The 26,421-nt window shown below is 74.1% G+C and carries 22 protein-coding genes; 6 read left to right on the forward strand and 16 right to left on the reverse strand.

The annotated features are described in order from the left end of the window. The 3 genes from ACIBUY_RS26225 to ACIBUY_RS26235 form a co-directional block, all read right to left on the reverse strand. Nucleotides 1-1,284 carry an amidohydrolase family protein gene (locus tag ACIBUY_RS26225; RefSeq protein WP_399153898.1) on the reverse strand — a complete coding sequence of 428 codons (1,284 nt, stop codon included), beginning with the start codon at nucleotides 1,282-1,284 and terminating at the stop codon, nucleotides 1-3. 137 nt (nucleotides 1,285-1,421) lie between these two features. After that, a complete protein-coding gene (locus tag ACIBUY_RS26230; RefSeq protein ID WP_399153899.1) occupies nucleotides 1,422-2,588 on the reverse strand; it encodes an acetamidase/formamidase family protein in 1,167 nt (388 codons plus the stop codon). Nucleotides 2,589-2,654: 66 nt separating this feature from the next. After that, nucleotides 2,655-3,710, reverse strand: coding sequence for a carbamate kinase (locus tag ACIBUY_RS26235; RefSeq protein WP_365566022.1), 1,056 nt, complete (start codon nucleotides 3,708-3,710; stop codon nucleotides 2,655-2,657). A 214-nt stretch (nucleotides 3,711-3,924) separates the two neighbouring features. Here ACIBUY_RS26235 and ACIBUY_RS26240 point away from each other — a divergent pair, with 214 nt between their 5' ends. The 4 genes from ACIBUY_RS26240 (at nucleotide 3,925) to ACIBUY_RS26255 (ending at nucleotide 10,373) form a co-directional block, all read left to right on the forward strand. Then, nucleotides 3,925-5,571 (forward strand): PucR family transcriptional regulator, encoded by a 1,647-nt coding sequence (locus ACIBUY_RS26240; RefSeq protein WP_399153900.1) that lies wholly within the window; start codon nucleotides 3,925-3,927, stop codon nucleotides 5,569-5,571. 931 nt (nucleotides 5,572-6,502) lie between these two features. Then, a complete protein-coding gene (locus ACIBUY_RS26245; protein WP_399153901.1) occupies nucleotides 6,503-8,074 on the forward strand; it encodes a transcriptional regulator in 1,572 nt (523 codons plus the stop codon). Between the two features lie 32 nt (nucleotides 8,075-8,106). Next, nucleotides 8,107-9,525, forward strand: a complete 1,419-nt coding sequence (locus tag ACIBUY_RS26250; RefSeq protein WP_399153902.1) for a DUF1116 domain-containing protein — start codon at nucleotides 8,107-8,109, stop codon at nucleotides 9,523-9,525. Continuing rightward, entirely contained in the window at nucleotides 9,522-10,373 is an 852-nt protein-coding gene (locus ACIBUY_RS26255) for a DUF2877 domain-containing protein (RefSeq protein WP_399153903.1), read from the forward strand. The genes ACIBUY_RS26250 and ACIBUY_RS26255 overlap by 4 nt, the downstream gene beginning before the upstream one ends. Here the strand turns inward: ACIBUY_RS26255 and ACIBUY_RS26260 are convergent. From ACIBUY_RS26260 to ACIBUY_RS26315, 12 genes are all read right to left on the reverse strand, one after another. Beyond that, nucleotides 10,348-11,739 (reverse strand): NADP-dependent succinic semialdehyde dehydrogenase, encoded by a 1,392-nt coding sequence (locus ACIBUY_RS26260; RefSeq protein WP_399153904.1) that lies wholly within the window; start codon nucleotides 11,737-11,739, stop codon nucleotides 10,348-10,350. The genes ACIBUY_RS26255 and ACIBUY_RS26260 overlap by 26 nt on opposite strands. A 95-nt stretch (nucleotides 11,740-11,834) precedes the next feature. Then, nucleotides 11,835-12,311 (reverse strand): NUDIX domain-containing protein, encoded by a 477-nt coding sequence (locus ACIBUY_RS26265; protein ID WP_399153905.1) that lies wholly within the window; start codon nucleotides 12,309-12,311, stop codon nucleotides 11,835-11,837. A gap of 5 nt (nucleotides 12,312-12,316) precedes the next feature. Then, nucleotides 12,317-12,964 carry a response regulator transcription factor gene (locus ACIBUY_RS26270; RefSeq protein ID WP_365566008.1) on the reverse strand — a complete coding sequence of 216 codons (648 nt, stop codon included), beginning with the start codon at nucleotides 12,962-12,964 and terminating at the stop codon, nucleotides 12,317-12,319. An 84-nt stretch (nucleotides 12,965-13,048) separates the two neighbouring features. Beyond that, entirely contained in the window at nucleotides 13,049-14,335 is a 1,287-nt protein-coding gene (locus ACIBUY_RS26275; RefSeq protein ID WP_399153906.1) for a sensor histidine kinase, read from the reverse strand. Beyond that, entirely contained in the window at nucleotides 14,328-15,125 is a 798-nt protein-coding gene (locus ACIBUY_RS26280) for an ABC transporter permease (RefSeq protein ID WP_399153907.1), read from the reverse strand. The genes ACIBUY_RS26275 and ACIBUY_RS26280 overlap by 8 nt, the downstream gene beginning before the upstream one ends. Continuing rightward, nucleotides 15,122-15,847, reverse strand: a complete 726-nt coding sequence (locus tag ACIBUY_RS26285) for an ABC transporter ATP-binding protein (RefSeq protein ID WP_399153908.1) — start codon at nucleotides 15,845-15,847, stop codon at nucleotides 15,122-15,124. Before ACIBUY_RS26285 ends, ACIBUY_RS26280 begins: the two co-directional genes overlap by 4 nt. Before the next feature lie 109 nt (nucleotides 15,848-15,956). Beyond that, nucleotides 15,957-16,484: a GAF domain-containing protein gene (locus ACIBUY_RS26290; protein ID WP_365566000.1), complete on the reverse strand. Its 528-nt coding sequence runs from the start codon at nucleotides 16,482-16,484 to the stop codon at nucleotides 15,957-15,959. A gap of 157 nt (nucleotides 16,485-16,641) precedes the next feature. Then, nucleotides 16,642-18,174, reverse strand: coding sequence for an MFS transporter (locus ACIBUY_RS26295; RefSeq protein ID WP_365565998.1), 1,533 nt, complete (start codon nucleotides 18,172-18,174; stop codon nucleotides 16,642-16,644). 127 nt (nucleotides 18,175-18,301) lie between these two features. Beyond that, complete coding sequence (locus ACIBUY_RS26300; protein ID WP_399153909.1) at nucleotides 18,302-19,540, reverse strand: cation:proton antiporter; 1,239 nt, start codon at nucleotides 19,538-19,540, stop codon at nucleotides 18,302-18,304. 4 nt (nucleotides 19,541-19,544) lie between these two features. Next, entirely contained in the window at nucleotides 19,545-20,030 is a 486-nt protein-coding gene (locus ACIBUY_RS26305; RefSeq protein ID WP_365565994.1) for a TrkA C-terminal domain-containing protein, read from the reverse strand. Between the two features lie 100 nt (nucleotides 20,031-20,130). Continuing rightward, a complete protein-coding gene (locus tag ACIBUY_RS26310) occupies nucleotides 20,131-21,687 on the reverse strand; it encodes an ATP-dependent DNA ligase (protein WP_399153910.1) in 1,557 nt (518 codons plus the stop codon). A 53-nt stretch (nucleotides 21,688-21,740) separates the two neighbouring features. Next, nucleotides 21,741-23,291 carry a sigma factor gene (locus tag ACIBUY_RS26315; protein WP_399153911.1) on the reverse strand — a complete coding sequence of 517 codons (1,551 nt, stop codon included), beginning with the start codon at nucleotides 23,289-23,291 and terminating at the stop codon, nucleotides 21,741-21,743. Nucleotides 23,292-23,496: 205 nt separating this feature from the next. Between ACIBUY_RS26315 and ACIBUY_RS26320 the strand changes: the two genes are divergently transcribed. Further along, nucleotides 23,497-23,931, forward strand: a complete 435-nt coding sequence (locus ACIBUY_RS26320; RefSeq protein WP_365565988.1) for an SsgA family sporulation/cell division regulator — start codon at nucleotides 23,497-23,499, stop codon at nucleotides 23,929-23,931. A gap of 17 nt (nucleotides 23,932-23,948) precedes the next feature. Here the strand turns inward: ACIBUY_RS26320 and ACIBUY_RS26325 are convergent, their stop codons facing one another. Beyond that, a complete protein-coding gene (locus ACIBUY_RS26325) occupies nucleotides 23,949-25,460 on the reverse strand; it encodes an MFS transporter (RefSeq protein WP_399153912.1) in 1,512 nt (503 codons plus the stop codon). Nucleotides 25,461-25,527: 67 nt separating this feature from the next. Here ACIBUY_RS26325 and ACIBUY_RS26330 point away from each other — a divergent pair, with 67 nt between their 5' ends. Then, the gene (locus ACIBUY_RS26330) at nucleotides 25,528-26,421 is read left to right on the forward strand and encodes a phosphotransferase (protein ID WP_399153913.1); all 894 of its coding nucleotides are present in this window, start codon (nucleotides 25,528-25,530) and stop codon (nucleotides 26,419-26,421) included.

Below are 26,421 nucleotides of genomic sequence, written 5' to 3' on the forward strand. Positions count from 1 at the left end.
TCATGCCTCCCCGCCCGCGACGAGGGCGCCGTCGAGCTCTGCCGTGAACTGCGAACGGGCCACCACACGGCCCGACTTGACCACTGCCGTGCGCACGGGCCGGTCGAGGAGCACGGAGTCGTACTCCCGGGTGTCGAGCACCACGAGGTCGGCCACCGCCCCCTCCCGCACCCCGTAGTCCGCCTCGGGGATCCCGATCACCCGCGCCGCGTCGTACGTCACCATGTCCAGGACCCGGCGCAGATCGGCCGGTCCCGACAGGTGGGCGAGGCGGGCGAGCAGCAGCGCCGTCTCCAGGACGTCGCCGGTGCCGTACGGGGTGAACGCGTTGCGGATGTTGTTCGTGGCGCAGGCCGTGAGCACCCCCGCCTCCCACAGCTCCCGCACCGGCGCGAGCCCGCGGCGCACCGCCGTCTCGTCACCGCGTCCGCCGAGGAACAGGTCCGTCGCGGGCAGTGGCACGACCGCCACCCCGGCCGCGGCGAGCTCCGCGAGAACGGCGCGCCGCTCGCCGGGCGGGCGCCCGCCCAGCGAGGTGGCGTGGCCGAGCGTGACCCGGCCCGACAGACCGCGCTCCGCCGTGCGCCGTGCGATGAACTCCGCGAGGGCGAACCGCTCGTCGGAGCCGTCGTCCGCGAAGTCCGCGTGCAGATCGGCGGGAACCCCGTACTCCGCGGCGAGATCGAGCACCAGGTCCACCTGCCGGCGGCAGTCCGCCACCGTCACCTCGCCGTAGGTGCAGCCGCCGACGGCGTCCGCGCCCGCCTCGAGCGCCTTGCGCAGCAGCTTCTCCGTGCCGGGCGCCTTGATGACGCCCTCCTGCGGGAAGGCGACCACCTGCACGGTCACCAACTTCGCCCACCTTTCCCGCAGTTCGAGCATGACCTCGAGCCCGGTCAGGCCGCCCACCGGATCGACGTCCGGGTGCGCGCGCAGCGTGGTGGTGCCGTTGAGGACACACATCCGCAGCACCTGTTCGGCGCGGGTGCGCACCTCGTCATGGGTGAAACCGGCCTTGAGCTCGGCCGTGATCCGGATGGCGTCCGCCAGCGTGCCCGTCGGGTTGGGCCGGACGCGGTCGAGCAGGGCCTTGTCCGGGTGCAGATGCGCCTCGACGAGCCCCGGGATCACCACCCGGCCCGCGCAGTCGAGTTCGTCGGTGTCGACGCCGTCCGGCACTGCCAGGGACGGGCCGATCGCCTCGATGCGTCCGTCCCGTACGCGGATGTCGGCCGGGTCCGGTGAGTCCTCCACGCGCGCGTGGCGCAGCAGTAGTGCGGTCACGATGGGTCTCCTTGCCTGTTCGAGTTGCCTGTTCGTGACGGGGTGCGGTGCGTACGGCTGCGGGTGCGGGCTTTGAGAGCTTTGTTACGTATGCGGGTGTCGCCGGGAACGGTACGGGCGGGGCGGGAGGAGGCGGGCTACGACCCGGCGGGGAAGTCCGCCTTGCGGATCAAGCAGTGCACGCCCTTGACCCGGTCCACCACCTGCGAGACCTCGAAGTCGGCGGCCGCGCTGAGATACGCGTACGCGGTCGCGCGGTCCATGCCGGTGCGGGCCGTGAGGAAGTCGAGGGCCGAGCGCACGCACTGGCGCATCGCCTCGTCCAGGTCGGCGTCGAGGCCGAGGGCGATCCAGTGCGCGGACGTCTCGGCGAACGGCTCGCCCAGCAGCCCGGTCACGCGTCGCGCCGCCGCTCCGCGCACCACGGACAGCCGGAACGTCGCGCGCAGCGGCGCCTCGAGCGCGGTCAGGGCCACCTCGCCGTTGCCCTGCGCGAAGTGCGGATCGCCCGCGTAGAACCCGGCTCCCTCGGTCTGTACGGGCAGGTACAGCGAGGAGCCGCAGGTCAGGTGTTTCACGTCGAGGTTCCCGCCGTGCCGGCCCGGCGGCACCGAACTGGGCGCCGTCGCATCGGCGGTGGCCACGCCCATGATCCCGACGAAAGGACCGAGCGGGAACCGCGCCGACAGTCCGGGCGTGCAGCGCAGCACGCCGAACTCGGCGCCCGCGCCGTCCTGTTCGACCGTGCAGAAGGAACTGATGTTGCCGCTCGGGGTGCGCCGGGTGTCGGGCCCGGTGAACTCGGCGTCTGCGTCCGGGAGTTCGCCGGGCAGCGCGCCCGCCGCATGCCGGTTGGAGACGATCCCGTAGTGCGTACGCCGATGCAGACTCAGCGTCTGTATGCACAGCAGGTCGCCAGGGAGCGCGCCGCGCACCGCGATCGGGCCGGTGACGATGTGCGGCCCGGGCAGCTCGTCGCCCGCCCGGCCGAGGTCCGACGCGGCGATCTCCCGTGCGTCGCGGGGAACTTGGTGCGCGGGGACGCCGAACGCGCCGAAGAAGGCCACCGGGTCGCGGCCCTGGTCCGGGAGGATTCCCTCGTGGGAGACGAGATCGACGGTGACTGTGTCGCCGTCGTCGACCAGCAGCACGGGCGCGCTTCCCGCGTGCGGGAGTTCACCCCAGCGGGCCGTGTCGGGTGTCGTCGCCAGATGGTGGCGGCCGTCGAGGGGAAGCGTGCCGGGGGCGGGTGCGTGGGCGGATGCCCGGGCCGGGAGGACGGGGTCTGTGGTGCGGGGCGTCATCCGGATTCCTTAAGGGGGAGGAGGGGCGGGCGCGGGCGGACGGGCCCGGTGCGTGCTTCGGCGGTGTTACGTGTCCTGGCCCGTCGTGTTGCCGGTCGCAGGGGTCGGGCCGGTCAGGGCCGGGGCGGCCGACGGCACGATGCGCGTGCCGTTCGTCCCGCGCAGGGCCGCACCCAGCGCGCGCGGCGACGTGATCAGCACGCTGCGGCCGCCCGCCGCCAGGAAGTCGAGGGCGGCCCGCACCTTCGGCCCCATGCTGCCCTCGGGGAACTGGCCCGCGGCCAGGTGCTGTCGGGCCGTGACGGTGTCGATCCGGTCCAGGTCCCGGCGGTGCGGAGTGCCCCAGTCGAGGGCGACGCGCTCGACCCCGGTCGTCACGACGAGCTCGTCCGCGCCCAGGGCCGCCGCGAGCAGCGCGGACGTGGCGTCCTTGTCGACGACCGCCTCCACGCCGCGCAGGGTCCCGTCGGGCCCGCGCACCACCGGGATGCCGCCGCCCCCGCCCGCGATCACCACGTGCCCGGCGTCGAGCAGTGCGGCGATGGCATCCAGTTCGACGACCCGGCACGGTGCGGGGGAGGGGACCAGGCGCCGCCAGCCGCGGCCCGCGTCGTCGCCGACGGTCCAGCCGTGCCGTGCGGCGAGCCGTTCGGCCTCGGCGCGCGGGTAGTGGGCGCCGATCGGCTTCGTCGGCCGGGCGAACGCCTCGTCGGCCGCGTCCACGACGGTGTGCGTGAGGAGGGCGACCGGAGCCGCCTCGCGCGGCAGGGTCCCCGACAGGCCGCGGGCGAGGATGTAGCCGATGCTGCCCTGCGAGTCCGCGACGCACATGTCGAGGTCCAACAGCGGTAGCTCCGGGGCGAGTTCGGCGGCCAGGTCGGAGCGCCGCTTGATGAAGCCGACCTGCGGCCCGTTGCCGTGCGTCACCACGACGCGGTGGCCGCGTCGCACCAACTCGGCGACCGGGGCCGCAAGCTGGCGCGCGGCCTCGAACTGCTCGGCGATCGTGGCGCGCCCACCGCCGCGCAGCAGCGCGTTGCCGCCGATGGCCAGCACGGTGGTCGGGGCGGTGCCCGACGGGCGCCGGGAAAGCGCTGGTGGGATCGCGGTTCCAGGAGGCATGCCAGGACGATAGGAACGGCTCGGGGCCCGGTCATGGGCAGCCGGTGCCAGTGTGTGCCCGGGCCTGTTGACGTCTGCTGACAGTGCCCCCGGGGCCCGGCGACGCGGGGCGCGCGCGGGCCGGCCGACGCCCGGTGGCCGGGCCCGGAAAATCGTATACAACCTGCTGTCGTGAGCGTTTACAGCCCTGGCGGAGCCGCCCATAGTGAGCACCGTGCCCCCCGTTCGTACGACCGCGACCCTGCCTCCGGCGGTCCCTGCCACGACCCTGACCGTGGCCGGGGCGCTGGAACTGCCCGCCCTCGCGGGGGCGCGGCTCGCGGCGGGACACGCGGGGGCGCGCCGCGCCATCCGGGTCGCCAACATCATGGAAGTGCCGGACATCATCCGGTGGATGCGCGGCGGCGAGTTCCTGCTCACCACCGCCTACGCGGTCCGCGACGACGAACAGGCCCTCACCGGACTCGTGCCCGAACTCGCGGGCCGCGGCCTCGCCGCCCTCGGCGTCAAGGTCGGCCCGTATCTGCCGCGCCTGCCCGCCACCATGCTGCGCACGGCCGACGAACTCGGCTTCCCCATCGTGGAGTTGCCCGGCGAGGTGATGCTCAACGACATCCTCTCGGAGGTCATCGGCACCGTCCTCAACCGGCAGGCCCTCAGCCTCGAACGCTCCCAGGCGCTGCGCGACCGGCTCTCCGAGGCCGTCCTCGGCGGCGGCTCCTACCGCGAACTCGTCACGCTGCTCGCGGAGGAGACGGGCTGCCCGGCGGCCGTACGCGGACCCGACGGCACCGTCGTCGCGGCCTGCGGCGACATACCCGAGCACACCGCCCCGCGGCTCACCCGGCCCATCCTCGCCGGGCACCGGGGGAGCGGCGACGTGGCGCTGTGGCCCGGACTGGGGTCCGGCCGGACCCCGGACGCCGGACACCCCACAGCCGAGCACCTCGCAGCCGAGAACGCGGACACCGAGCACACCGACGCGGAACACGCCGTCGCCCTCGAACACGTGGCGAGCCTCGCCGGAATGCTCGCCGTGCAGGAACGCGTCCTTGCCGAGCGGGAGCGCCGCTACCGCACGCTGCTGCTCACCGAGTTGGTCTCCCATCCGCCGCGCGAGCGCACCGAGGCCGCGCGCCGCGCCGCCGCGCTGGGCTGGGACCTGGAGCGGCCCCGCGCCGCCGTCGTCGTCGAGCTGACCGGGGCTGCCACGGGTTCGGCCGTCCGCCTCACCGAGGACCGGCTGCTCGCCGCGGCCCGCACCACGCTCGGCGGGCACACCCCCGCCTGGGGCACGCCCGGCGGGCTCACCGTCCTCGTCGCGGCCGGCGACCCCGACGAGCGCGACTCCCTGCGCCACCGCTGCGAAGAGCTGCGCCGCGCGGTCGCCGCGGCCTGCCCGGGCCACACGGTCGCCGTCGGCGCGGGCACCGTCCGCGCCGACTTCGCCGAGCTGCACCTCAGCCACAGCGAAGCACTGGGCGCCCTCGCGCTCGGCCGTGAACTCGACGGCCCCGCACGGTCGTTCATACGCCTGCACGAGGAGAGCGGCGTCTACCGCCTCCTCCACCAGCTCCCCGCACCCGAACTGCACGCCCTGGTCGACGACGCCCTCGGCCCGCTCCTGCGCTACGACACCCGCCACGACGGCAGCCTCGTGCACAGCCTCACGGTGTACCTGCGGCACGACCGCAACGGCGTGGAGGCCGCGGAGGAACTCCACGTCCACTACAACACGCTGCGCTACCGCCTCAAGCAGATCGAACGCCTCACGGGAGCACCCGACAAGGACCCGATGCGCCGCCTCCAGACCGAACTCGCGGTCCACGCCCACCGATTGCTACGGGCCCGCGCGAGCTGACCGGCCACCCTCGGGGTTCACGCGGCTCGGGAGGCACCGACGCTCCCGGCCCGGCGGCAACGATCCCGCAACCGCTGTGCGCCGCAGCGCGGCACACGCGACGACTCCCCGAGACCCGCCCCGGGTGCGCGGGGATGCCACGGTGCTCGTCCGCGTCGCCGGGACGCATGGAACTCGTGTCCGCCGTGCGTCGCAGCGCGGTATGCGCGACAACTTCCCGGGGTGCGCGCCGCGTGCGTCGGCACGCCACGTTGCCCGTGCGGGCGGCCGGGCTGCGACGGTTTCGCGCTCACCGTTGTCCCCCGCGCCGCGTACGTCGGCACGCCACGTTGCCCGTGCCGGCGGCCGGGCTGCGACGGTCTCGCGCTCGCCGTTGTCCCCCGCGCCGGGTGCGTCGGCACGCCACGGTGCCCGTGCGGGCGGCCGGGCCGTGACGGTCTCCCGCTCACCCCGCCCCGGCCCCGGGTGCGCGGGGATGCCACGGTGCTCGTCCGCGTCGCCGGGACGCATGGAACTCGTGTCCGCCGTGCGTCGCAGCGCGGTATGCGCGACAACTTCCCGGGGTGCGCGCCGGGTGCGTCGGCACGCCACGTTGCCCGTGCGGGCGGCCGGGCTGCGACGGTTTCGCGCTCACCCTTGTCTCCCGCGCCGGGTGCGTTGGCACGCCACGTTGCCCGTGCGGGCGGCCGGGCCGTGACGAGTTCGCGTCCGCCCTCGGACGCCGCCCCGGGGACGTCGAGACGCCATGGTGCCTGATCGCGTCGCCGGGCCGGCGGCGGGCCCGTGCTCAATCTCCCCGCCCCCCGCATCCCGGCCTGCCCAGTGCCCCACCCCGTACCCCGGTCATTGGCACCCGCTGCCGACGATCACCGCACCTGCACTGGCACCGCTCGCCGAAGACCCGGTGGGGCCGCGCCCGTACCGTCGGGGCATGGAGCGAACCCCGCACATCACCACCGGTCAACTCCCCGCTCGATCCCGTACGTTGAACGTGATCCGGCCCGACGCCTACGCCGACTCCGTCGCCCTGATGCGGGCCGCCGGGCAGCTGTCCGCCCTGCCCGGCATCGAGGCGGCCAGCCTCGTCATGGCCACCGGGACCAACCTCCGGATCCTCGCCGAGGCCCGGCTGCTCACCCCCGAGGGTGAAGCCGCCCGTCCCGCCGATCTGCTGATCGCGCTCCGTGGCAGCGAGGACGCCGTCGAGCGCGCGGTGGCCGCCGTGCACGGTCTGCTGGAGCAGCCCGCTCAAGTCGCCGCTCCCGGCGCCGAGTTCGGGGAGCCCGCACCCCGCGCCCTGACCGAGGCCGACCCTGCCACGGGGCTCGCCCTGATCTCGACCCCCGGCCCCTACGCCGCCGCCGAGGCGCTCAAGGCGCTGCGGCACGGCCTGCACGCCTTCGTCTTCAGCGACAACGTGCCCCTCGACCAGGAGATCCGCCTCAAGCAGGAGGCCCACCGCCTCGGCCTGCTCGCCATGGGGCCCGACTGTGGCACCGCCCTCATCGACGGCGTCCCCCTCGGTTTCGCCAACGCCCTGCGGACCGGACGGATCGGCCTGATCGGAGCCTCGGGGACCGGACTTCAGCAAGTTTCGTGTCTGCTCGACGCGGCGGGGGAGGGCGTCCGGCAGATGATCGGCACCGGCGGCCGTGACCTGAGCGCCGAGGTCGGCGGGCGCACCACCCTCGACGCCTTCGAGCTGCTCGACGCTGATCCGGGCTGCGCCCTGATCCTGCTGGTGTCGAAGCCGCCGGACCCGCGGGTCGCCGCCCGCGTCCTGGCCCGCGCCGAACGGGCGGGCAAGCCGGTCGTCGCCGCCTTCCTCGGCGCAGAGCGGCAGGTGAGAGGGGCGCAGGTCAGCGTCGTCGGCGACCTGCGCGGCGCCGCCGACGAAGCCGTACGCGCCCTCGGCGGCACCCCGCCCCCGGCGTGGACCCCGCCGACCGTCGCCCGCACGCCCGGGGGACACCTGCGCGCCCTGTACGCCGGTGGCACCTTCGCGTACGAGACGCGGCACCTGCTGCCCGACGCGGTCGGCGCCATCGGACCGTACGTCCCCGGGCGCGCGGTCACGTTCCCCGCGGAGCACGTCGTGCTGGACCTCGGCGACGACGCGTACACGGCCGGCCGCCCGCACCCGATGATCGACCCCACCGTGCGGGCCGCGCACCTGCGGGCCGCGCTCACCGATCCCGGGACCGGGGCCGTCGTCCTCGACGTGGTGCTCGGCCACGGGGCGGGCCCGGACCCGGTGGCGCCCCTGGCCGCCGAGATCGACCAGGTACCCGCGCGCCAACGGCCGCCCGTCATCGGCTTCGTCGTCGGCACGGACCGCGACCCGCAGGACGCCACGGCGCAGCGCGCGCTCCTCGAGGACGCCGGTGTGCTGCTCGCGCCCACGAGTACCGACGCGGCGCGATGGGCCGCAGGCCTCGTCTCCGGCGCGCCCCAACACGCGGGCGGTGCCCACCTGTTGACCTCGACGGCCCGACGGTCGTGACCGAGCCCCGCCCCCGACCTCACGGAGCCCGCATGAACGCCCTTCTCGCCGCCCCCGTCCGCATTGCCGCCGTCGGCGTCGCGGAGTTCGCCGACGCCCCCCGCACGGCCGGAGCGCAGGTCACCCCCATCGACTGGCGGCCACCCGCCGGCGGCGACCCGGAGCTCGCCTGGAAGCTCGCCGAACTCACCGGCCACCCCCGCGTGCAGGAGGCGAACGACGTGGCCGTGAGCCGGCTCCTCGCCGTGCGGCCCGTCTGGCGCGACGTGCGGCCGGCCCGCGAGGTCCTGCCCGTCCTCGACGACCGTACGACCGCGGAACGCGTCCTGCTGCACGCCGGACCGCCCGTCGATTGGGCCGACATGTGCGGGCCCATGCGCGCGGGCGTCATCGGCGCCGCACTCCTCGAAGGCTGGGCCGAGACCCCCGAGAAGGCCGAACTCCTCGCCGGATCGGGCGCGTTGCGCTTCGAGCCGTGTCACCACCACGAGGCGGTGGGCCCGATGGGCGGCATCACGTCCCCGTCGATGCCCGTGCTCGTGGTCGAGGACCCGGCCACCGGCCGCCGCTCGTACGCCAACCTCAACGAGGGCGCCGGACGCTGCCTGCGCTACGGGGCTCTCGGCGACGACGTACTGGACCGGCTGCGCTGGATGGCCGACGTGCTCGCCCCCGCCCTGCGCGAAGCGCTGCACACTCTGCCCGACGGGCTCGACCTGCGCGCCGTCACCGCCCAGGCCCTGCAGATGGGCGACGAGTGCCACAGTCGCAACACCGCCGCGTCCGCGCTGCTGCTGCGCGACCTCGCCGCCCCGCTCGCCCGCACCGCGCACGGCCCCGGCGTCCTGGAGTTCCTCGCGGGCAACCACTACTGGTTCCTCAACTTCTCGATGGCCGCATCAAAACTCGCCACGTCCGCCGCCCACGGCGTGCCGCACTCCACCCTCGTCACCGCGTTCGCCCGCAACGGCGTCGAGGTCGGCATCCGCGTCAGCGGCGCGGGCGACGCCTGGTTCACCGCGCCCGCCGCCCGCGTCGAGGGCCTGTACTTCGCCGGATACGGGCCCGACGACGCCAACCCGGACATCGGCGACAGCGCCATCACCGAGACCAACGGCCTGGGCGGCTTCGCGCTCGCCGCCGCCCCCGCCATCACCGGCTTCGTCGGCGGCACCGTCGACCAGGCGCTGCGCACCAGCCGCGACATGGCCCGCATCACCCTGGCCCGGCACGAGGCGTACCGGCTGCCCGCCCTCGGCGGCATCGGCTCACCCGTCGGCATCGACCTGCGGGCCGTCCTCGACACCGGCATCGAACCCGTCGTCACCACCGGCATCGCGCACCGCGAACCGGGCATCGGACAGATCGGCGCCGGTCTCGTCCACGCCCCCCTGGAGTGCTTCCGCAAGGCGCTCGCCGCCTTCCCGCTTCCGGAGGAGGCAGGCCCGTGAGCCCCGCCGCGGCGGCGTGCACGGTCAGCGTCCTCGTTCGCGCCGCCCTGGAGGGCCCGCCCCGCCCGGCCCGTGTCCTGGCCGTCGCCCGGCAGGCGCTCTACCTGCTGCCGCACGGCGCCCCGGCCCCGCTCGCCCTGGTGGTGCCGGGAGCCGTCCGGGTTCCGGCCGCCGTCGTCCTGCCCCCGGCCGCGGGGGAGCGCCCCTTCGCGGGGCTCGCTCCCGGCGCCGTCGGCCGGATCGGCGGCGGCCGGATCGCGGTCGGGTCCCTGTGCCTGACCGCAGGGGGGTTCTGGGCGCCGCCCCGCGCCCAGGACACCCCGCCAGGACCCGCCCTCACCCGGCTCGCCGCACTACGGCCGCCGCGCCCGCTGCCCGCCGAACTCAGGCCCGCGGCAGGGGCGTTGCTCCGCGCCCTCGCCGACGGAGCGCCGTCCGCCCAACTGCGTACGGCACTCGGCGTCCTCAGCCTCGGCCCCGGCGCGACACCGTCCGGCGACGACCTGCTGTGCGGGCTGCTGCTCGCCGGGCACCTGGCACACCGGGCACCTCAGTGGCTCGGCGTGCTCACCGGCGTCGTACGCCAGCACGCCGCGGACCGCACCCCGCCGGTCTCCGCCGCCCTCCTGGGCCACGCGGTCGACGGGCACTGCGTCCCCCAGGCGGCGGCGCTGCTGCGGGCCGCGGCCACGGGAGCGGACCTCGCGGTACCCGTCACCGATCTGCTCGCCGTCGGCCACAGCTCCGGCAACGACCTGCTGCACGGGCTGTGCGCCGGAGCCCGCCTGACGACCCGCGCACCCGCCGCGGGACCCGGCCCGTTCAGCCTGCGATCCACACCGTCGTGATGTTGCAGAACTCCTTGATGCCGTGGTCCGACAGCTCCCGCCCGTACCCGGAGCGCTTCGCGCCGCCGAAGGGGAGCGCCGGGTGCGAGGCCGTCATGCCGTTCACGAAGACACCGCCCGCTCCGCTGTCGCGCACGAACCGCTCGATGTCGTCGTCGTCCCCGGTCCACAGGTTCGAACTCAGCCCGAACGGCGTGTCGTTGGCGACGGCGATCGCCGCGTCCAGGTCCGCGACCCGGTACAGCGTCGCCACCGGACCGAAGGTCTCCTCGCGGTGGATGCGCATCTCGGGCGTGATGTCGGCCAGGACCGTCGGCTCGTAGAACCAGCCGTCCTTGAAGTCCTTCGGCCGCTGTCCGCCGCACAGCACGGTCGCCCCGGACTCCACGGCCTCGTCGACGAGTTCCTCCAGGTCCTTTCGGCCCTGCTCGCTGGCGAGCGGTCCGACGTCCGTCGCCTCGTCCAGCGGATCGCCGACGCGCAGTGCCCGCATCCCGTCCGCGAAGGCGTCCCGGAACTCCTCGAAGACGTCCTCGTGGACGATGAACCGCTTGGCCGCGATGCACGACTGGCCGTTGTTCTGCACGCGGGCCGTCACCGCCGTCCTGGCCGCCTTGTCGACGTCCGCCGACGGCATCACCACGTACGGGTCGCTGCCGCCGAGCTCCAGGACCGTCTTCTTCACCTCGTCCCCGGCGATCGCCGCGACGGAGCGGCCCGCGGGCTCACTGCCGGTGAGCGTGGCCGCGGCCACCCGGTCGTCGCGCAGGATGCCCTCGACCGCGTCGGACCCGACGAGCAGCGTCTGGAAACAGCCCTCGGGGAACGCGGCCCTGCGCAGCAGGTCCTCCAGGTAGAGGGCGGTCTGCGGCACGTTCGACGCGTGCTTGAGCAGACCCACGTTCCCCGCCATCAGGGCGGGCGCGGCGAACCGTACGACCTGCCACAGCGGGAAGTTCCACGGCATCACCGCGAGCACCACGCCCAGCGGCCGGTAGCGCACCAGCGCACGGGCCGCGCCGGAGTCCCGCACGTCCTCGTCCGCCGGGTACTCGTCGGCCAGCAGCCGCGCCGCGTTCTGCGCGTACCAGCGCATCGTCCTCGCGCACTTCGCCGCCTCGGCGCGGGCCGCCGCCACCGGCTTGCCCATCTCCGTCGTCATCACGCGGGCGATGTCCGGGGTGTCCGCGTCCAGCAGATCGGCGGCCTGCTCCAGCAGCCGCGCCCGGTCGAAGAACGTCGTCGTGCGGTACGTGTCGAACGTCGCCGCCGCCAGCGCCAGCTTCCGCTCGACGTCCTCGGGGGAGAGGGCGTCGTACGTCTTCAGCGTCTCGCCGGTGGCGGGGTTGACCGTCGCGATGGGCATGGGGAAGACCTCCTGTGCGCGGTTCCTTCGACCTTCCCGCGCGGCGCGGGGCGGCGCAACGCGGGGTTCCCGCGAGTACCCGGCCCGCGGCGGTCTCAGACCTGCTCGGCCAGCCGGTCCAGGAACACCGTCTGCGCCTTGACGAGAGCCGCCCGCGCCGCGTCCAGACCGAACCACGCCACCCGGTCCAGCTCGGGGAACTCCGACATCCGGCCCGAGCCGCGCGGCCACTCCATCGTGAACGTGCCCGGCACCACGTCCGCCGGGTCGAGGTCGGCCTCCACCGCCCACACCGTCACGCGCTTGCCGCCGGACTGCACGGTCTCCCCGAGCGGCAGCGGCGTCCCCTCGGGAGCGGGCAGCCCCAGCTCCTCCCGGAACTCCCGCCGCGCCGCGTCCCAGGGAGTCTCGTCGCCCTCGTACTCACCCTTCGGCACGCTCCACGCGCCGGCGTCCTTGCGCGCCCAGAACGGGCCGCCCATGTGCCCGAGCAGCACCTCGGGCCCGCCGGGGGTGCGGCGGAAGAGGAGCAGGCCCGCGCTGCGTTTCGTTCGCTTCGTCCCGTCAGCCATACCGTTCAGTCTCGGTGCAGATACCGGATGACCGCGAGCACACGGCGGTTCTGGTCCTCCGAGGCGGGCAGTCCCAGCTTGCCGAAGATCGCCGCCACGTGCTTCTCGACGGTGCCCGCGGACACGAACAGGGACTGGGCGATCGCCGCGTTCGACCGCCCCTCGGCCATCAGCGTCAGCACGTCCCGCTCGCGCCCGGTGAGCGAGGCCAGCTCCTCGGTGCGCCGCCCCGCCCCGGCGAGCTGCGTCACCACCTCCGGGTCGAGCGCGGTGCCACCGGCCGCGACGCGCTCCAGCGCGTCCGTGAACTCCGCGACGTTCGCGACCCGTTCCTTCAGCAGGTATCCGACCCCCGCCGACCCCTCGGCCAGCAGCCGGGTCGCGTACTTCGTCTCGACGTACTGCGAGAACAGCAGGACGCCGGTGCCGGGGTGTTCGCGCCGGATGTCGATCGCGGCACGCAGCCCGTCGTCGGTGTTGGTCGGCGGCATCCGGATGTCCACGACGGTGACGTCGGGCCGGTGCTCGGCCACGGCGTCGCGCAGGGCGTCCGCGTCGGCCACGGCCGCGCAGATCTCGTGGCCCCGCATCCCGAGCATCTGGGCGAGGAGCTCCCGCAGGATGGCGGCGTCCTCGGCGATCACTACGCGCATGGGGTGCAGCCTTTCATGGACCGGGGCACATCGATCAAGCCCGTCCGGCGTTCGAGGAGCGGGGTCCGGGGAGCCCCGTGGCGGTCAGGCATGCAACGGCAAGGTCAAGGTCACCGAGGTGGGCCCACCCTGAGGGCTCGTCACCTCCAGCCTCCCGTCCACCGTCCGCACCCGCTGCACCAGCCCGGCCAGTCCCCCCTCCGCCACGACCGCCGCTCCACCGCGCCCGTCGTCCGACACGCGCAGCCTCAACACCCCGTCCCCGGCGGCCAGTTCCACGCGGCAGCGCGTCGCCCCGGAGTGCTTGATGACATTCGCCAACAGCTCCGCCGTGCAGTAGTACGCCAGGGACTCGATCGCCGGGGTCGGCCGCTGCGGCACGTCCACGCTCACGTCGACCGGGAGCGCGGCGCGGGCCGCGAGCGTCGTCAGGGCGTCGGCGAGGCCGCCGTCGAGGGCCGGCGGGTGCAGCCCCCGGGAGAGGTCGCGCAGCTCCGCGAGCGTCTCGGTCGCGTTGTCCCGGGCCATCTCCACCAGGCGGTGCAGCTCGGGCCGGTCCCGGTCGTCGAGTTGCTCGCGCACCATGTCGAGGCTCATCGCGAGGGCCGCGAGCCGCACCTGGGCCCCGTCGTGCAGATCCCGCTCCAGGCGGCGCAGGCGTGCGTTCGCCTCGTCCACGGCGAGCGCCCGCGTCTCCTCCAAGTCCTTGACCCGCTCGGCCAGTTGACCGGGTCCGAGGAGCGCGCGTACGAGACGACGGTCCACCGCGACGGTCGCGCGGGTCAGCCACGGCGCGGCCACCAGGATTGCGCAGCCCGCCAGGGACGTGCCCAACGCGCCCCACAGGGAGTGGACTTGAGGCGCCCCGCCCCACGGCAGCGGCGTCACCAGGTTCAGGTCGTCGGGCGTGAACGCCCACCGCACCGGCGCGATCAGGTTCACCGCGCCGACCGCCCACCACGACACCGCGTACAGGCACACCATCGCCAGCGGCAGCTTCACCGCCACGTAGGCGACGGCCCGCCAGGCCGCGCCGTCCCGCAGCCGCGCCTCCCAGCGTGCGAAGACCCCGCCGTCCGTCCGCGGCCCCGGTGGTGTGGCGATCCGCTCGCCCAACAGACCGTTCGCCAGGCGCCGTTGGAGCGTGCCGAGACCGCGGGCGAGGCCGAGGCCGCCCGCCACGAACAGCAGGCCGAGCACCGCGCCGACCAGGGTCAGTGTCAGCGCGGACCCCACGGCGAGAGCGACCACCATGAGCAGGAAGCCCGCCGACGCGGGCACGTAGGACAGCAGGCAGTACGCCGCCTCCGCCCACGCCCGCCGCGTCAGGGGAGCCCGCAGGACCGTGCGGACGGACGGCGCCTCACGCATCGCGGCGCACCAGCAGCCGACCGCCGACCGCGAGGATCGCGGCGGTGTACAGGCACAGCACCACGAACCCGGCCCACGGCGTGAGCATGCCGTCGACGGGCACGGTCACCGCAAGGGAGTTGCCCGCGATCATCGTCGGGAAGAACCTGGCGATCGTCGTCCCGGTCGTCCCCGCGAGCAGTGCGGGCAGGACGAACGTGATGCCGACGAAGATCCCGACGGCACTCGCCGTGTGCCGGGTGATCGCGCCGATGCCGAGGCCCATCAGGCCGACCATCGCGAGGTACGCGCCCGCCATGAGGACCGCGCGCAGCACGCCGGGCTCGCCGAGCGAGGGCGCCGGAACGCCGGGGGAGAGCGCCGCGGTGCCCGCGAGGAACGTCACGACCGCGACCAACTCGCCCACCAGCAGCGCGAGTCCGCCGAACACCACGGCCTTCGCGGTGAGCGCCCGACGCCGGTCGGGGGCCGCGGCGAGCGTCGCGCGGATGGTGCCCGACGCGTACTCGCCGGTCATCACGAGCACGCCGAGCACGCCGATGACGAGCTGGCCGAGGGCCACGCCCGCGAGGACGTTGTTGGTCGGGTCGAAGGACGCCACCTTGTCGGCGCCGTGCGGCGCCTTGGTGTTGGCCATCGTCACGACGCCCATGGCGATCATGCCGACGACCGTGAGGAGCAACGCGTAGGCCGTCGACCGCAGGCTGCGCAGCTTGATCCACTCCATGCGCGCAGTCTGCCGGAAGCCGTACCGTCCGGTGAGCGCGGGGGTGTACGCCGTGCCGGTCATCGGGCGCCTCCTGCCTGGTACTGGGCCGATCCGTCGGTGAGCGCGAAGAACGCCTCCTCCAACGACCGTCCGCCGGTGGTGAGTTCGGCGACCGTCGTGTCCGCGAGCAGCCGGCCCCGGCCGATCACGAGCAGGTGGTCGGCGGTCAGCGCCATCTCGCTGATGAGGTGGCTCGACAGCAGGACCGTACGGCCCTCGGCGGCGAGCGAACGCATCAACTCACGGATCCAGCGCACTCCTTCGGGGTCGAGCCCGTTCACCGGCTCGTCGAAGAGGAGCACGGCCGGGTCACCGAGCAGCGCCGCCGCGATGCCGAGCCGCTGGGCCATGCCGAGCGAGAACGAGCCCGCGCGCTTGCCCGCGACCGCTGTGAGGCCCACGGTCTCCAGGACGGTGTCGACCCGCGCCGGATCGATGCCGCCGCCCGCGGCGAGCGCCGCGAGATGGCTGCGCGCACTGCGGCTCGGATGGAAGGTACGCGCTTCGAGGAGCGCCCCCACCTCGCGCAGCGGCCAGGCCAGTTCGGCGTAGGGGCGCCCGCCGATCGTGGCGTGCCCCGCGTCCGGCCGGTCCAGGCCCATGATCATGCGCATGGTGGTGGACTTGCCCGAGCCGTTGGGGCCGAGGAAGCCCGTCACGCCGCCCGGGCGCACCCGGAAGCTCACGTCCTCGACGGCGACCGCGTCTGCGTACCGTTTGGTGAGACCCCTGGCCTCGATCATCACGACTCCCTGGTCCTTCGCTGCGTGGTGTGTGATCCACGCTAGGAGCGGGCCGAGAGAGTCGGAACGAGGCTGTCCTCCGAGACCTCTGGGGGAAATCCCCCAGGCGTCACAGCAGGTGGCGGGGGAGGATGCCGAGCGCGGTGGCGTCCGCCAGGTGCTGGCCGAGGCGTAGTTGCAGCGGTCCGGGCGGGCCCGCCCGCTCCGACAGCAGACTGAGCGAGCCGACCGCCCGGTCCGCCGTGCGCAGCGGTACCGCGACCACGCACGCGAAGCCGAGCGAGCGCGCCATCGCCGTGTACGACGGCCAGTTGGCCCGCGCGTAGGGATGGGCGAGCGGCACCCCGCGAATGGGCTGAGCCGAGGCCCGGCAGTCCGCGCCGGGTCCCTCGCCCCAGGACAGCGAGGCCCGCTCCAGACGCAGCCCCCGGTTGTCGGACGCCGCCATCTCCACGCGCCCCGTCGGCGGCTTGAGCACGGCGGACGCCGAGGGCACGCCGAGCAGCGACACACAGCTGCCGACGAGGGCGGCGAGGGCCTGCGAGCCGCCGCGCACCGCGGCGTCCGCCACTTCGACGAACGCCGTCGCGAGCAGCTCGCTGTCCACCTGGTACGCCTCGTACGGCACGCCGCGCATGACGCCGCCCCCCTACGTCCCTGAGAGCCTGTCGGGGTACAAAGACAGGCCCTGAATCCGTCCGCCCCGCACAGCCGCCGTCGCCCGCCCGGCGCGGGGCCGGACGGGCGGACTTTGCAGAAAGGGTATGCCCCATGGGTGGGCGGCCCGAACCGCATCACATGTGTACGGCGCCCTCGCCCGGTGCCGGCTGCTTCGGCGGCCCCGGCCGGTACAGCACCAGCGTCACCACGAAGCCGATCGCGAAGAACAGCGCCGACCACCAGAACGCGGTCGTGTAGCTCTTCATCGAGGCGAGCGCCTGCACCTGCGGCGTGGGCTGCCTGCCGACGAGGTAGTTCGTCGCGGCGCTGGTGGCGAGGGTGTTCAGCAGGGCCGTGCCGATCGAACCGCCCACCTGCTGGCTGGTGTTGACCATCGCGGAGGCGACACCCGCGTCGTGCGCGGCGATCCCCGACGTGGCCAGGTTCATCGCGGTCGCGAAGATCAGGCCGAGGCCGACACCGGAGACGAGCAGCGGCGGCAGCACGTGCGGCGCGTAGCTGCTGTTCACGTCGAGCCCCGTCAGCCACGCCATGCCCGCCGCCGACAGGGCCATGCCCAGCGGCACGATCGGTTTCGCCCCGAGCTTGGGGACCAGGTAGTTCGTGGCGAGGACCGAGGAGACGACCATGCAGGCCACCATCGGCAGGAACGACACACCAGTGATCACCGGCGAGTACGCGAGGATCTGCTGCAGGTAGTACGTCAGGAACAGGAAGACGCCGAACATGCCCGCGCCGGAGATGAACATCGCGAGGTAGGACGCCCCGCGGTCCCGGTCGAGGATCACCCGCAGCGGCAGCAGCGGATGCGTCGCCCGCGTCTCCCACCAGGCGAACACGGCGAGGAGCACCGCGCCGGCCACGAGGCAGCCCCACGTCTTCCAGTCGCTCCACGAGTGGGTCTCGGCGTTCGAGAACCCGTAGACGATGCAGAACAGGCCGACCGAGACGAGGATCGTCCCGGGCACGTCCAGCTTCGGCCGGTCCGCGGGGCGGCCGCCGTGCAGCAGTCGCATGCCGCCGAGGATCGCGACCACCGCGAAGGCCAGGTTCACGTAGAGGCACCAGCGCCAGTCCAGGTACTCGGTGAGCACACCGCCGAGCAGCAGGCCGACGGCGCCGCCCGCACCGGCGATGGCACCGTAGATGCCGAACGCCTTCGCGCGCTCCTTCGGGTCCGTGAACGTCGTCGTCAGCAGGGACAGCGCGGCCGGTGCGAGCAGCGCGCCGAACAGGCCCTGCAGGGCCCGCGCCGCCACCAGCATGCCGAAGCTGTTCGCCGCGCCGCCCAGCGCCGAGGCGCCCGCGAAGCCGATCAGCCCCGCGATGAAGACGGCCTTGCGGCCCACCAGGTCGGCGACCCGGCCGCCGAGCAGCAGGAGGCTGCCGAAGGCGAGCGCGTACGCGGTGACGACCCACTGCCGGTTGCCGTCGCTGAACCCGAGGTCCTGCTGGGCCGAGGGCAGGGCGATGTTCACGATCGTCGCGTCGAGGACGACCATCAGCTGCGCGAGTCCGATGACGCCGAGGATCAGCCAGCGGTGCTCGTGGTTGCCGCCGCCCGCGTAGGAGACCTCACCGCCGCCGGGCGGCACGGTCCGTATGCCGGGTTCGGACTGTGCTGCGGAGTCGGGTGAGCGATCCATGGTGACCTCCAGACACCCAGGTACACCCCCCGATCCATCTCGCCACCACGCTAAGCGCCCTGCTCAAGGACGGCGACCGGGGAGAGAACGGCATCGTTCCCTCCCCGGTGGGGCCGCCCTCGTACCGTCAGCCGATCTGCTCGTCCACGGGCGCGGAGTCCCCGGCGGCACGCGGCCCGGGCACCGCGGGCGACGCCGCGGCCTCGGGCGTGCGCCGGGTGAAGAGGCGCTGCGCGAGCGGCTCCGTGTAGCGGGCGGTCAGCGGGCCCACGATCACCAGGATCAGCACGTACGCGGTGGCCAGCGGCCCGAGCCGCGGCTCGATCCCGGACGTCACCGCGAGCCCCGCGATCACGATGGAGAACTCGCCGCGCGCCACCAGCGCGCCGCCCGCCCGCCAGCGGCCCTTGACGGAGACACCGGCCCGGCGTGCCGCCCAGTACCCGGTGAAGATCTTCGTGCAGGCCGTGACCACGGCGAGGAGCAGCGCGGGCAGCAGTACCGGCGGAATGCTCGCCGGATCGGTGTGCAGCCCGAAGAAGACGAAGAACACGGCGGCGAACAGGTCACGCAGCGGCGACAGCAGCGTGTGCGTGCCCTCGGCGACCTCCCCGGACAGCGCGATCCCGACGAGGAACGCGCCGACCGCCGCCGACACCTGCAACTGCTGCGCGATCCCCGCGACCAGGATCGTCAGACCGAGGACGACGAGGAGCAGCTTCTCCGGGTCGTCGTTCGACACGAACCGCGAGATGTGCCGCCCGAACCGCACGGCCACGAACAGCACGAGCCCGGCCGCGCCGAGGGCGATGGCCAGCGTCAGACCGCCCGCGGCCCAGCCGACCCCGGCCAGCAGGGCGGTGATGATCGGCAGGTACACCGCCATCGCCAGATCCTCCAGGACGAGGATGCTGAGGAGGACCGGCGTCTCGCGGTTGCCGAGCCGCCCGAGGTCGCCGAGCACCTTGGCGATCACGCCGCTTGACGAGATCCAGGTGACTCCGGCGAGCACGACGGCCGCGACCGGGCCCCAGCCCATCAGGAGGGCGGCGGCCGCGCCGGGCAGCGCGTTGCAGGTCATGTCGACGAGCCCGGCCGGGTACTGCGTCTTGAGGTTGCTGACGAGATCGCTCGCCGTGTACTCGAGGCCGAGCATCAACAGCAGCAGGATGACGCCGATCTCGGCGCCGATCGCGACGAACTCCTCGCTCGCGCCGAGGGGCAGCAGCCCGCCCTCGCCGAACGCGAGCCCGGCGAGCAGATAGAGCGGGATCGGCGAGAAGCGGAGCCGCCCCGCGAGACGGCCGAGCAGGCCGAGCGCGAGGATGATCGCCCCGAACTCGATGAGGAAGACGGCGGAATGCATCCGATCACTCCCGCCCCAGGATGGCGGCGGCCGCCTCGACGCCCTCGCGGGTGCCGATCACGATGACCGTGTCGCCGCCGGCGAGCCGGAAGTCGGGCGTCGGGGACGGGATCGCCCCCGACCGCCGCAGCACGGCGACGATCGACGCCCCCGTCTCGGTCCGCAGGTGGGTCTCGCCGAGGAGCCTGCCGTTCCAGTACGAGGTCGCGGGTATCTCGATCCGCTCGGCGACCAGGCCCAGATCGGTGGTGTGCAGCAGGTTCGGGCTGTGGTGCGAGGGTGTCAACGCGTCGATGAGATACGCCGCTTCGCCCGAGGTCAGTTTCAGCGACAGCGCACAGGCGTCGGGGTCGTCGGCCCGGTACGCGCTGAGGGTGCGGCCCCCGTCCCGGTGCGCGATGACCGACAACTGGCGCTGTTCGCGGGTGGTCAGGTCGTAGCGGTAGCCGATTCCCGGCAATGGCGTCCTGCTCAGGCGTGAAGCGGGCACGGTGATCCCCTTGTCTCCCCTACCAATAGATGGCGCGTGCATCTTTCGATCCGCGCACCACCCTATACGTGCCATCTTTTGGCAAAGAAACAGTCAGCGGTCAGGCGTTCAGGGGCGGATGCGCGGCGAGCAGGGTCTCCACCGTGTCCGCCTGGGCGGCCGTCTTGTCCTCGCGGTAACGCACGACGCGGGCGAAGCGCAGCGTGACCCCCGCCGGGTATCGCGTCGAGCGCTGCAGCCCGTCGTACGCGATCTCGACGACGAGTTCGGGCCGCACCGTCACGACGTGCCCGTCATCACTCACCGCCAACTCCCGCAGCCGCTCGGTCTGCCAGGCCAGCAACGCGTCGGTGAGGCCCTTGAACGTCTTGCCGAGCATCGCGTACGAGCCGTCGTCGCGCCGCGCGCCCAGGTGCAGGTTGGACAGCTTGCCGGTGCGCCGCCCGTGCCCCCACTCGGCCGCGAGCACCACCAGGTCCAGCGTGTGCACCGGCTTCACCTTCAGCCAGGACGCCCCGCGCCGCCCCGCGCTGTACGGGGCCTCGAGCCCCTTGCAGACGACGCCCTCGTGTCCCCGCTCCAGGGTCCGCGCGAAGAAGGTGTCGGCCGCGGCCCGCTGCCGGTCGTCCTCGCCGTCGTCGACGACCGTGCGCCGCACCCGCATCGGCTCCGGCACCAGACGCGCCAACTCCTCGTGCCGCCGGGCGAACGGCAGATCCAGCAGATCGCGTCCGTCGGCGTACAGCACGTCGAAGAAGACGGGGGAGACGGGCAGTGCCGCGGCTGCCCGCGCGACGTCCACGCTCGACCCGACCCGCCCGGCCACGTCCTGGAACGCCCGCGGCCGCCCGTCGCCGTCGAGCGCGACGACCTCACCGTCCAGAATGAACGACTCGCTCGCCAACTCCCGCGCGGCCGCGACCACTTCGGGCAGCCGATCGGTGATGTCGTCGAGCGTGCGCGTGTGTACGCGGACCTCGTCCCCGTCCCGGTGCACCTGGACGCGGATCCCGTCGAGCTTCTCCTCCACGGCACACGCGCCCAGCTCGGCGAGCTTGTCCAGGGCCTCGCCGACCGAGCCGGCGGTGTGCGCGAGCATCGGCTGCACCGGGCGCCCCACGGTGAGCCGGAAGTCCGCCAAAGCGGCCGGGCCCCGCGCCAGCAGCGCCTGCGCGACCGGTTGCAGACCACCCGCGAGCATCACCGCCCGCCGTACGTCCGCCGGGGCCGCGTCGGTCGCCCGCGCGAGCCCCTCCACCGCGACGGCGTCCAGGGCGCCCTGCCGCACCTCGCCGGTCACCAGGCCGAACAGGAACCGCTGCTCGATCTCGGTCGCCGCCCCCATCAACTCGCCGACCAGGCGCCGCCGTTCGGCCTGCGAACCGGCGCCCGCGACATCGCCGATCACCGTGAGCGCCGCATCGACGTCCTGCACGCTCAGCCGCGGTTGGGGCGCCGGCGCCACGGGCTCGCTCAGTACCCGCCATCCGATGCCGAGCCGCCCCTGCGGAAGGCGTCCCGCCAGATACGGGATGACGAGCGGCGCGTCGTCGGGCTCCGCGTCCCGGAACAGCTCGGCGAGCAGCTCGGTCTTCTTGGACCGTGCCGAGGTGGCGGCGACGTCCTGTGACACCTGTGCGAGCCGGGCGAAGAGCATGCAGTCATGGTGCAACGGGTGGGCGGGCGCCGCACCCGCCGGGTGCGGCGGCGTCAGCCCACGGAGCAGATGTAGAGGGGGCCGAGCCAGGGTTCGCAGGTGGGGGCGGGTGGTTGGGGTTCGGAAGGTTCGGGGGTGGGTTCGGTGGCGGGGTCTGTGGGCTCGGTGGTGGGTTCGGTGGGTTCCGGGGGAGCCGTGGGCTGTGGGGGTTCGGTGGGGCGTGCGGGTTCCGTCGGCTGGGACGGCTGTGACGGCTCCGTCGGCTCCGTCGGCTCCGTCGGCTCAGTCGGTCCCGCGGGTGCCGGTGTCGTCGGCTCTGGCGTCGTCGGCTCTGGCGTCGTTGGTTCGGGCCTCGTCGGTTCTGGTTGCGCCGGATCAGGCGTTGGCGGAGCAGCGGTTTCAGGGGGTGTCGCCGGAGCGGGCGCGGCCGGGGGTGTTGCCCGCCGGGGCGGTGCCGGCGGGCGTGCCGGTTCGGCTCGTGTCGCGGGAGTCCGCTGCTCGGGCGATGACGGGTCAACCCCCTTCGGGGAAGGGGGAGTTGCCATACGCGGAGTCGGAGTTGTGCTGTCCCGGTGGGTGGAGGGCGCGTCGCCGACGACTGCCGCGGTGCGTTGCGGCGGCGCCGGGGTCCCGCTCCCGGTGAGTACGAGTCCGGCCGCGACGGCCGCCCCCGCCACGGAGACGCCGAGCACCCCGGCGACGGCGGCCGGGGCCTTCGCGCCGCCGGTCAGGGCGTGTCGCACCCCGTGCCGTACCCCGTGCAGCACCCCGGTGCCGTGCCCGCCGGACACGGCACCGGCATGGGCACCCGCAGGGGCACTCGCACCCGCTCCGCCCGCCAGCGGCAGCAGGTACGTGCCCGCGCCGCCGAGTACGAAGACCAGGAGCGCCGGTCCCACCAGTGCGGGGAGCCGCTCGTTGGCGCGCAGCAGCACCGCGAGCCGGGTCCGGCAGTCGTCGCAGGTGTCGACGTGGGCGAGGAGCTTCTCGGACTGGCGTGCGGACGCCGCGCCGCGCACATGGGCGGGCATCCTGTCCCACTGCGCCTCGCACGCCGGATCCTCGGGCACACCGGGATGGGCCCGCAGGAACGCCTGGCGCATCCCCTCCCGTGCCCGGTGCAGCAGCACGGCCGTGGCCCCGCTGCCCGCGCCGATCCGCCGCCCCACCGCCTCCAGCGGCTGCTCCTCCGCCTCGGCGAGCCAGAGCGCCTTCACCCAGCGCTCGGGCAACTGACCGAGGACCCGGGCCAGCAGGTCCACGCCCGCCGCGCGCGACGCCGGGTCCTGGTCCTCGTACGCCCCGAAGGACAGCTGCATCGACTCCGCCCCGGCCTGCGGGTCGAGCGGCGTCTCGCGTGCCGCTCCGCGCCCGGCCGTGGCGGCGAGGCGGCGCACGGTCGTCGTCAGATAGGCGGCCACGTTGTCGATGGAGTGCCCGGCGGCGAGCCGCCGCCACACCCGGAAGTGCGCCTCGGCGACGAGGTCGTCGGCGAGCCAGGGGCTGCCGGTCAGCGAGCGCGCGTAGGCGACGAGACGGGGTTGCTCGGCCTCGTAGATCCGGGCGTACTCGGCTATCGGTGCGGCGGCGGGGCCGTCGGTCATGGCAGGACTCCGACTGCGGATCGGGTGCGAAGTTTGAAACGTTAATTGACAAATGTCGGATTATGGAGGGGTGAGTGGCACAGGTCACATCACCTGGTTCGCGCTTTGCCGTAATGCGTCGGCCCGCTGCCGCGTCGAGAGGACGTCAAGAGACATCAAGGGGCATCGAGCCCCGCACCACGCAGCGCAAGAAGGGGAACCTGCCATGCCGACCACGCTGCCCGTCACCCTCGAACAACCCGCCCGCGCCCGCCTCGTCACCTCCGGGGGCGGTGGACCCGAGCGCGCCGTCACCGTCACTCTCCGCTACGCGTCCGGCGACCCGCTCGCGATCCAGCTGGCGTTCCCCGCCGAGATCACGCTGGCCGACACCGAGGTGACCTGGGCGTTCGCACGCGCGCTCCTCGACGAGGGCCTGCGCACGCCCGCCGGTTCCGGGGACGTCCACGTGTGGCCGTGCGGCCGCGCCCGGACCGTCGTCGAGCTGCACGCGCCCGAGGGGATGGCCGTCGTCCAGTTCGACACCTCGGCGCTGCGCCGCTTCCTGCTGCGCACGTACGCGCTCGTGCCCGCGGGGGAGGAGGACGTGACGGCCGTCGTCGACCGCGCGCTCGCCGCGCTCTTCGGCCCGCGTGGCTGAGGCGGTCCAGACGTCGCTCAGCGCCGGTCGCCGGGCTCCAACGCCGGTGCGCCGACGCCGAGATGGGACCGGCACTGCGGCTTCGGGGCGTCCGCGAGACGCGGGCGCACGTGCCGCGGCCGCACGAACACCGCCGCCGTCACGGCCGCCAGCACGAACAGCAGGGCGCAGCCGTACGCGGCCCGGTGGAACGAGGTGTTCACCGCGTCGGGCCGCGCGTACGCCTCGCCGGACAGGCCGACGGCCAGCGGCAGCGCGGCGACCACCAGCAGCTGGGCGACGCGCGCGGCCGTGTTGTTCACCCCGCTGGCCAGCCCGGCGTGCTCCGGGTCCACCGACGCCAGCACCGTCGCGGTCAGCGGCGCCACGAACAGGCTCATGCCGAGGCCGAGCACCGTCACCGCGGGCAGCACGTCGGCGACGTACGACGCGTCCGGGCCGATCCGCAGCATCAGCAGGACCCCGCATGCGGCGATCAGCGGCCCGACGACGAGCGGCGGCGTCGGCCCCACCCGGCGTGCGAGATCCCCGGCGCGTGCGGACAGCAGCAGCATCAGCGCCGTCACCGGGAGCGTCGCCGTGCCGGCCTGCAACGCGTCGTATCCCAGGGCGACTTGGAGCTGCACCGGCAGGAGGAAGAGGATGCCGCCGATGCCCGCGTACAGGCACAGCGTCATCGCGTTCGTGGCGCTGAACAGCCGCGAGGCGAACAGCGACGGCGGCAGCATGGGCGCGGCCCGGCGCCGCTCGACGAGCAGGAACGCGGCACCGGCGGCCACACCGGCGACGGCGGGCAGCCCGGTCGACACGGCGGACGCACCGCCCGACGACCCGATCAGCGCGTAACTCACCCCGGCCAGGCACAGCGCGGCGAGCACGGCGCCGAGCCGGTCGAACGGGGCGTCGGCGGCGCCCGCGTCCCGGCTCTCGGGCACGTACCGCACCGCGATCACCAGCACCAGCGCGGCGATCGGCACATTGATGAGGAAGATCCACCGCCACCCGGGACCGTCGATCAGCCAGCCGCCGAGGAACGGCCCGAGCGCCCCCGCCACACCGGTCAGCCCCGACCAGGCGCCCACGGCCCGCGCCTGGTCGTCCGGATGGAACACGGACCGCACAAGCGCCAGCGACCCCGGAGTGAGCAGCGCCCCGCCGACGCCCTGCAGGGCCCGCGCCGCGATCAACGTCCCTTCCTCCGGGGCCAGTCCGCACAGCGCCGACGCCACCGCGAACCACGCGACGCCGAGCACCAGCGTGCGCCGCCGCCCGATCCGGTCGCCCATCGCGCCGCCCCACAGCAGCAGCGCGGACAGCGTCAACATGTAGGCGTTGACGACCCATTGCAGCGCCGACAGCGAGGCGCCGAGGTCACGGCCCATGGTCGGCAGCGCGACGTTGACGACCGTCCCGTCCAGCATCGCCATGCCCGAGGCCAGCACGACACACGCCAGAATCCACCGCCCGCGCGCCGACGAGAGCCGCACGCCAGGGCCGGTGCCGGGGGCGAGCTGCTCCGTGGCGGCCATCGCCCCATTCTCGGGGAAGAAGGACGGCGACGCGAGCGGTCCTGCCCCACCTGACATGCTCCGACGCATGAGCGACGTGACGATCGACGAACCCCTCGTGCGACAGCTGCTGCGGGACCAGCACCCCGACCTCGCGGAGCTGCCGCTGCGGCACGCGGCGACGGGCTGGGACCACCAACTGTGGCGCGTGGGCGCGGAGTTGGCGCTCCGCCTGCCCTGCTTCGACGAGTCGTCCTTCCGCGTGGGCAACGAACACCGCTGGGTCCCCGGCCTCGCCCGCCGCCTACCGCTGCCGGTCCCGGTACCCCAGCGCACGGGCGAACCGTCGCCCGCCTTCCCCCGCCCCTGGGCCGTCACCACGTGGGTCCCCGGCGAACCGGCCGACCGCACCCCGATCGTCCACGGCGACCTGTCGGCCAAGACCCTGGCGGACTTCCTCGGGGCGCTGCACCACCCGGCACCGGCCGACGCCCCGACCTCGCCGCACCGCGGCGTTCCCCTGGCGCACGTCACCACCGACGCCGACGACCTGTTCACGGACATGGCCGAGGGCCCGGAGGCCGACGCCCTGCGTGCGCTCCTCGACGACGCGCTCGCGGCCCCCGCCTGGCAGGGCCCGCCCCTGTGGCTGCACGCCGACCTGCACCCCGCGAACGTCGTCGTACGCGACGGCACCCTCGCCGGCGTCGTCGACTTCGGCGACCTGTGCACGGGCGACCCCGCCACGGACCTGGCAGCGGCCTGGCTCCTGCTCCCGGCCGGCGCGGCCGCCGCCTTCTTCTCCGCCTACGCCGCAGCGGGCCCGGCGACGATCCGCCGGGCCCGCGGCTGGGCGATCCTGCGCGCGATCGACCTGATCCGCATCGGCCTGGCAGGCGACCGGGGCCTGCCCGGCGGCAAGCCGACGTGGGGCCCGGCGGGCCGGGCCGCGCTGAAACGGATCACATCCGGTTCCCCGTGA

Source organism: Streptomyces sp. NPDC050085, assembly GCF_044460595.1.
Taxonomy (GTDB): domain Bacteria; phylum Actinomycetota; class Actinomycetes; order Streptomycetales; family Streptomycetaceae; genus Streptomyces.

Excerpts from the sequence above, each read along its gene's own strand:
- ACIBUY_RS26230 (WP_399153899.1), bottom strand. The coding sequence starts at position 2,588 with ATGACGCCCCGCACCACAGACCCCGTCCTCCCGGCCCGGGCATCCGCC.
- ACIBUY_RS26235 (WP_365566022.1), bottom strand. The coding sequence starts at position 3,710 with ATGCCTCCTGGAACCGCGATCCCACCAGCGCTTTCCCGGCGCCCGTCG.
- ACIBUY_RS26245 (WP_399153901.1), top strand. The coding sequence starts at position 6,503 with ATGGAGCGAACCCCGCACATCACCACCGGTCAACTCCCCGCTCGATCC.
- ACIBUY_RS26250 (WP_399153902.1), top strand. The coding sequence starts at position 8,107 with ATGAACGCCCTTCTCGCCGCCCCCGTCCGCATTGCCGCCGTCGGCGTC.
- ACIBUY_RS26260 (WP_399153904.1), bottom strand. The coding sequence starts at position 11,739 with ATGCCCATCGCGACGGTCAACCCCGCCACCGGCGAGACGCTGAAGACG.
- ACIBUY_RS26265 (WP_399153905.1), bottom strand. The coding sequence starts at position 12,311 with ATGGCTGACGGGACGAAGCGAACGAAACGCAGCGCGGGCCTGCTCCTC.
- ACIBUY_RS26270 (WP_365566008.1), bottom strand. The coding sequence starts at position 12,964 with ATGCGCGTAGTGATCGCCGAGGACGCCGCCATCCTGCGGGAGCTCCTC.
- ACIBUY_RS26275 (WP_399153906.1), bottom strand. The coding sequence starts at position 14,335 with ATGCGTGAGGCGCCGTCCGTCCGCACGGTCCTGCGGGCTCCCCTGACG.
- ACIBUY_RS26280 (WP_399153907.1), bottom strand. The coding sequence starts at position 15,125 with ATGACCGGCACGGCGTACACCCCCGCGCTCACCGGACGGTACGGCTTC.
- ACIBUY_RS26285 (WP_399153908.1), bottom strand. The coding sequence starts at position 15,847 with ATGATCGAGGCCAGGGGTCTCACCAAACGGTACGCAGACGCGGTCGCC.
- ACIBUY_RS26290 (WP_365566000.1), bottom strand. The coding sequence starts at position 16,484 with ATGCGCGGCGTGCCGTACGAGGCGTACCAGGTGGACAGCGAGCTGCTC.
- ACIBUY_RS26295 (WP_365565998.1), bottom strand. The coding sequence starts at position 18,174 with ATGGATCGCTCACCCGACTCCGCAGCACAGTCCGAACCCGGCATACGG.
- ACIBUY_RS26300 (WP_399153909.1), bottom strand. The coding sequence starts at position 19,540 with ATGCATTCCGCCGTCTTCCTCATCGAGTTCGGGGCGATCATCCTCGCG.
- ACIBUY_RS26310 (WP_399153910.1), bottom strand. The coding sequence starts at position 21,687 with ATGCTCTTCGCCCGGCTCGCACAGGTGTCACAGGACGTCGCCGCCACC.
- ACIBUY_RS26315 (WP_399153911.1), bottom strand. The coding sequence starts at position 23,291 with ATGACCGACGGCCCCGCCGCCGCACCGATAGCCGAGTACGCCCGGATC.
- ACIBUY_RS26320 (WP_365565988.1), top strand. The coding sequence starts at position 23,497 with ATGCCGACCACGCTGCCCGTCACCCTCGAACAACCCGCCCGCGCCCGC.
- ACIBUY_RS26325 (WP_399153912.1), bottom strand. The coding sequence starts at position 25,460 with ATGGCCGCCACGGAGCAGCTCGCCCCCGGCACCGGCCCTGGCGTGCGG.
- ACIBUY_RS26330 (WP_399153913.1), top strand. The coding sequence starts at position 25,528 with ATGAGCGACGTGACGATCGACGAACCCCTCGTGCGACAGCTGCTGCGG.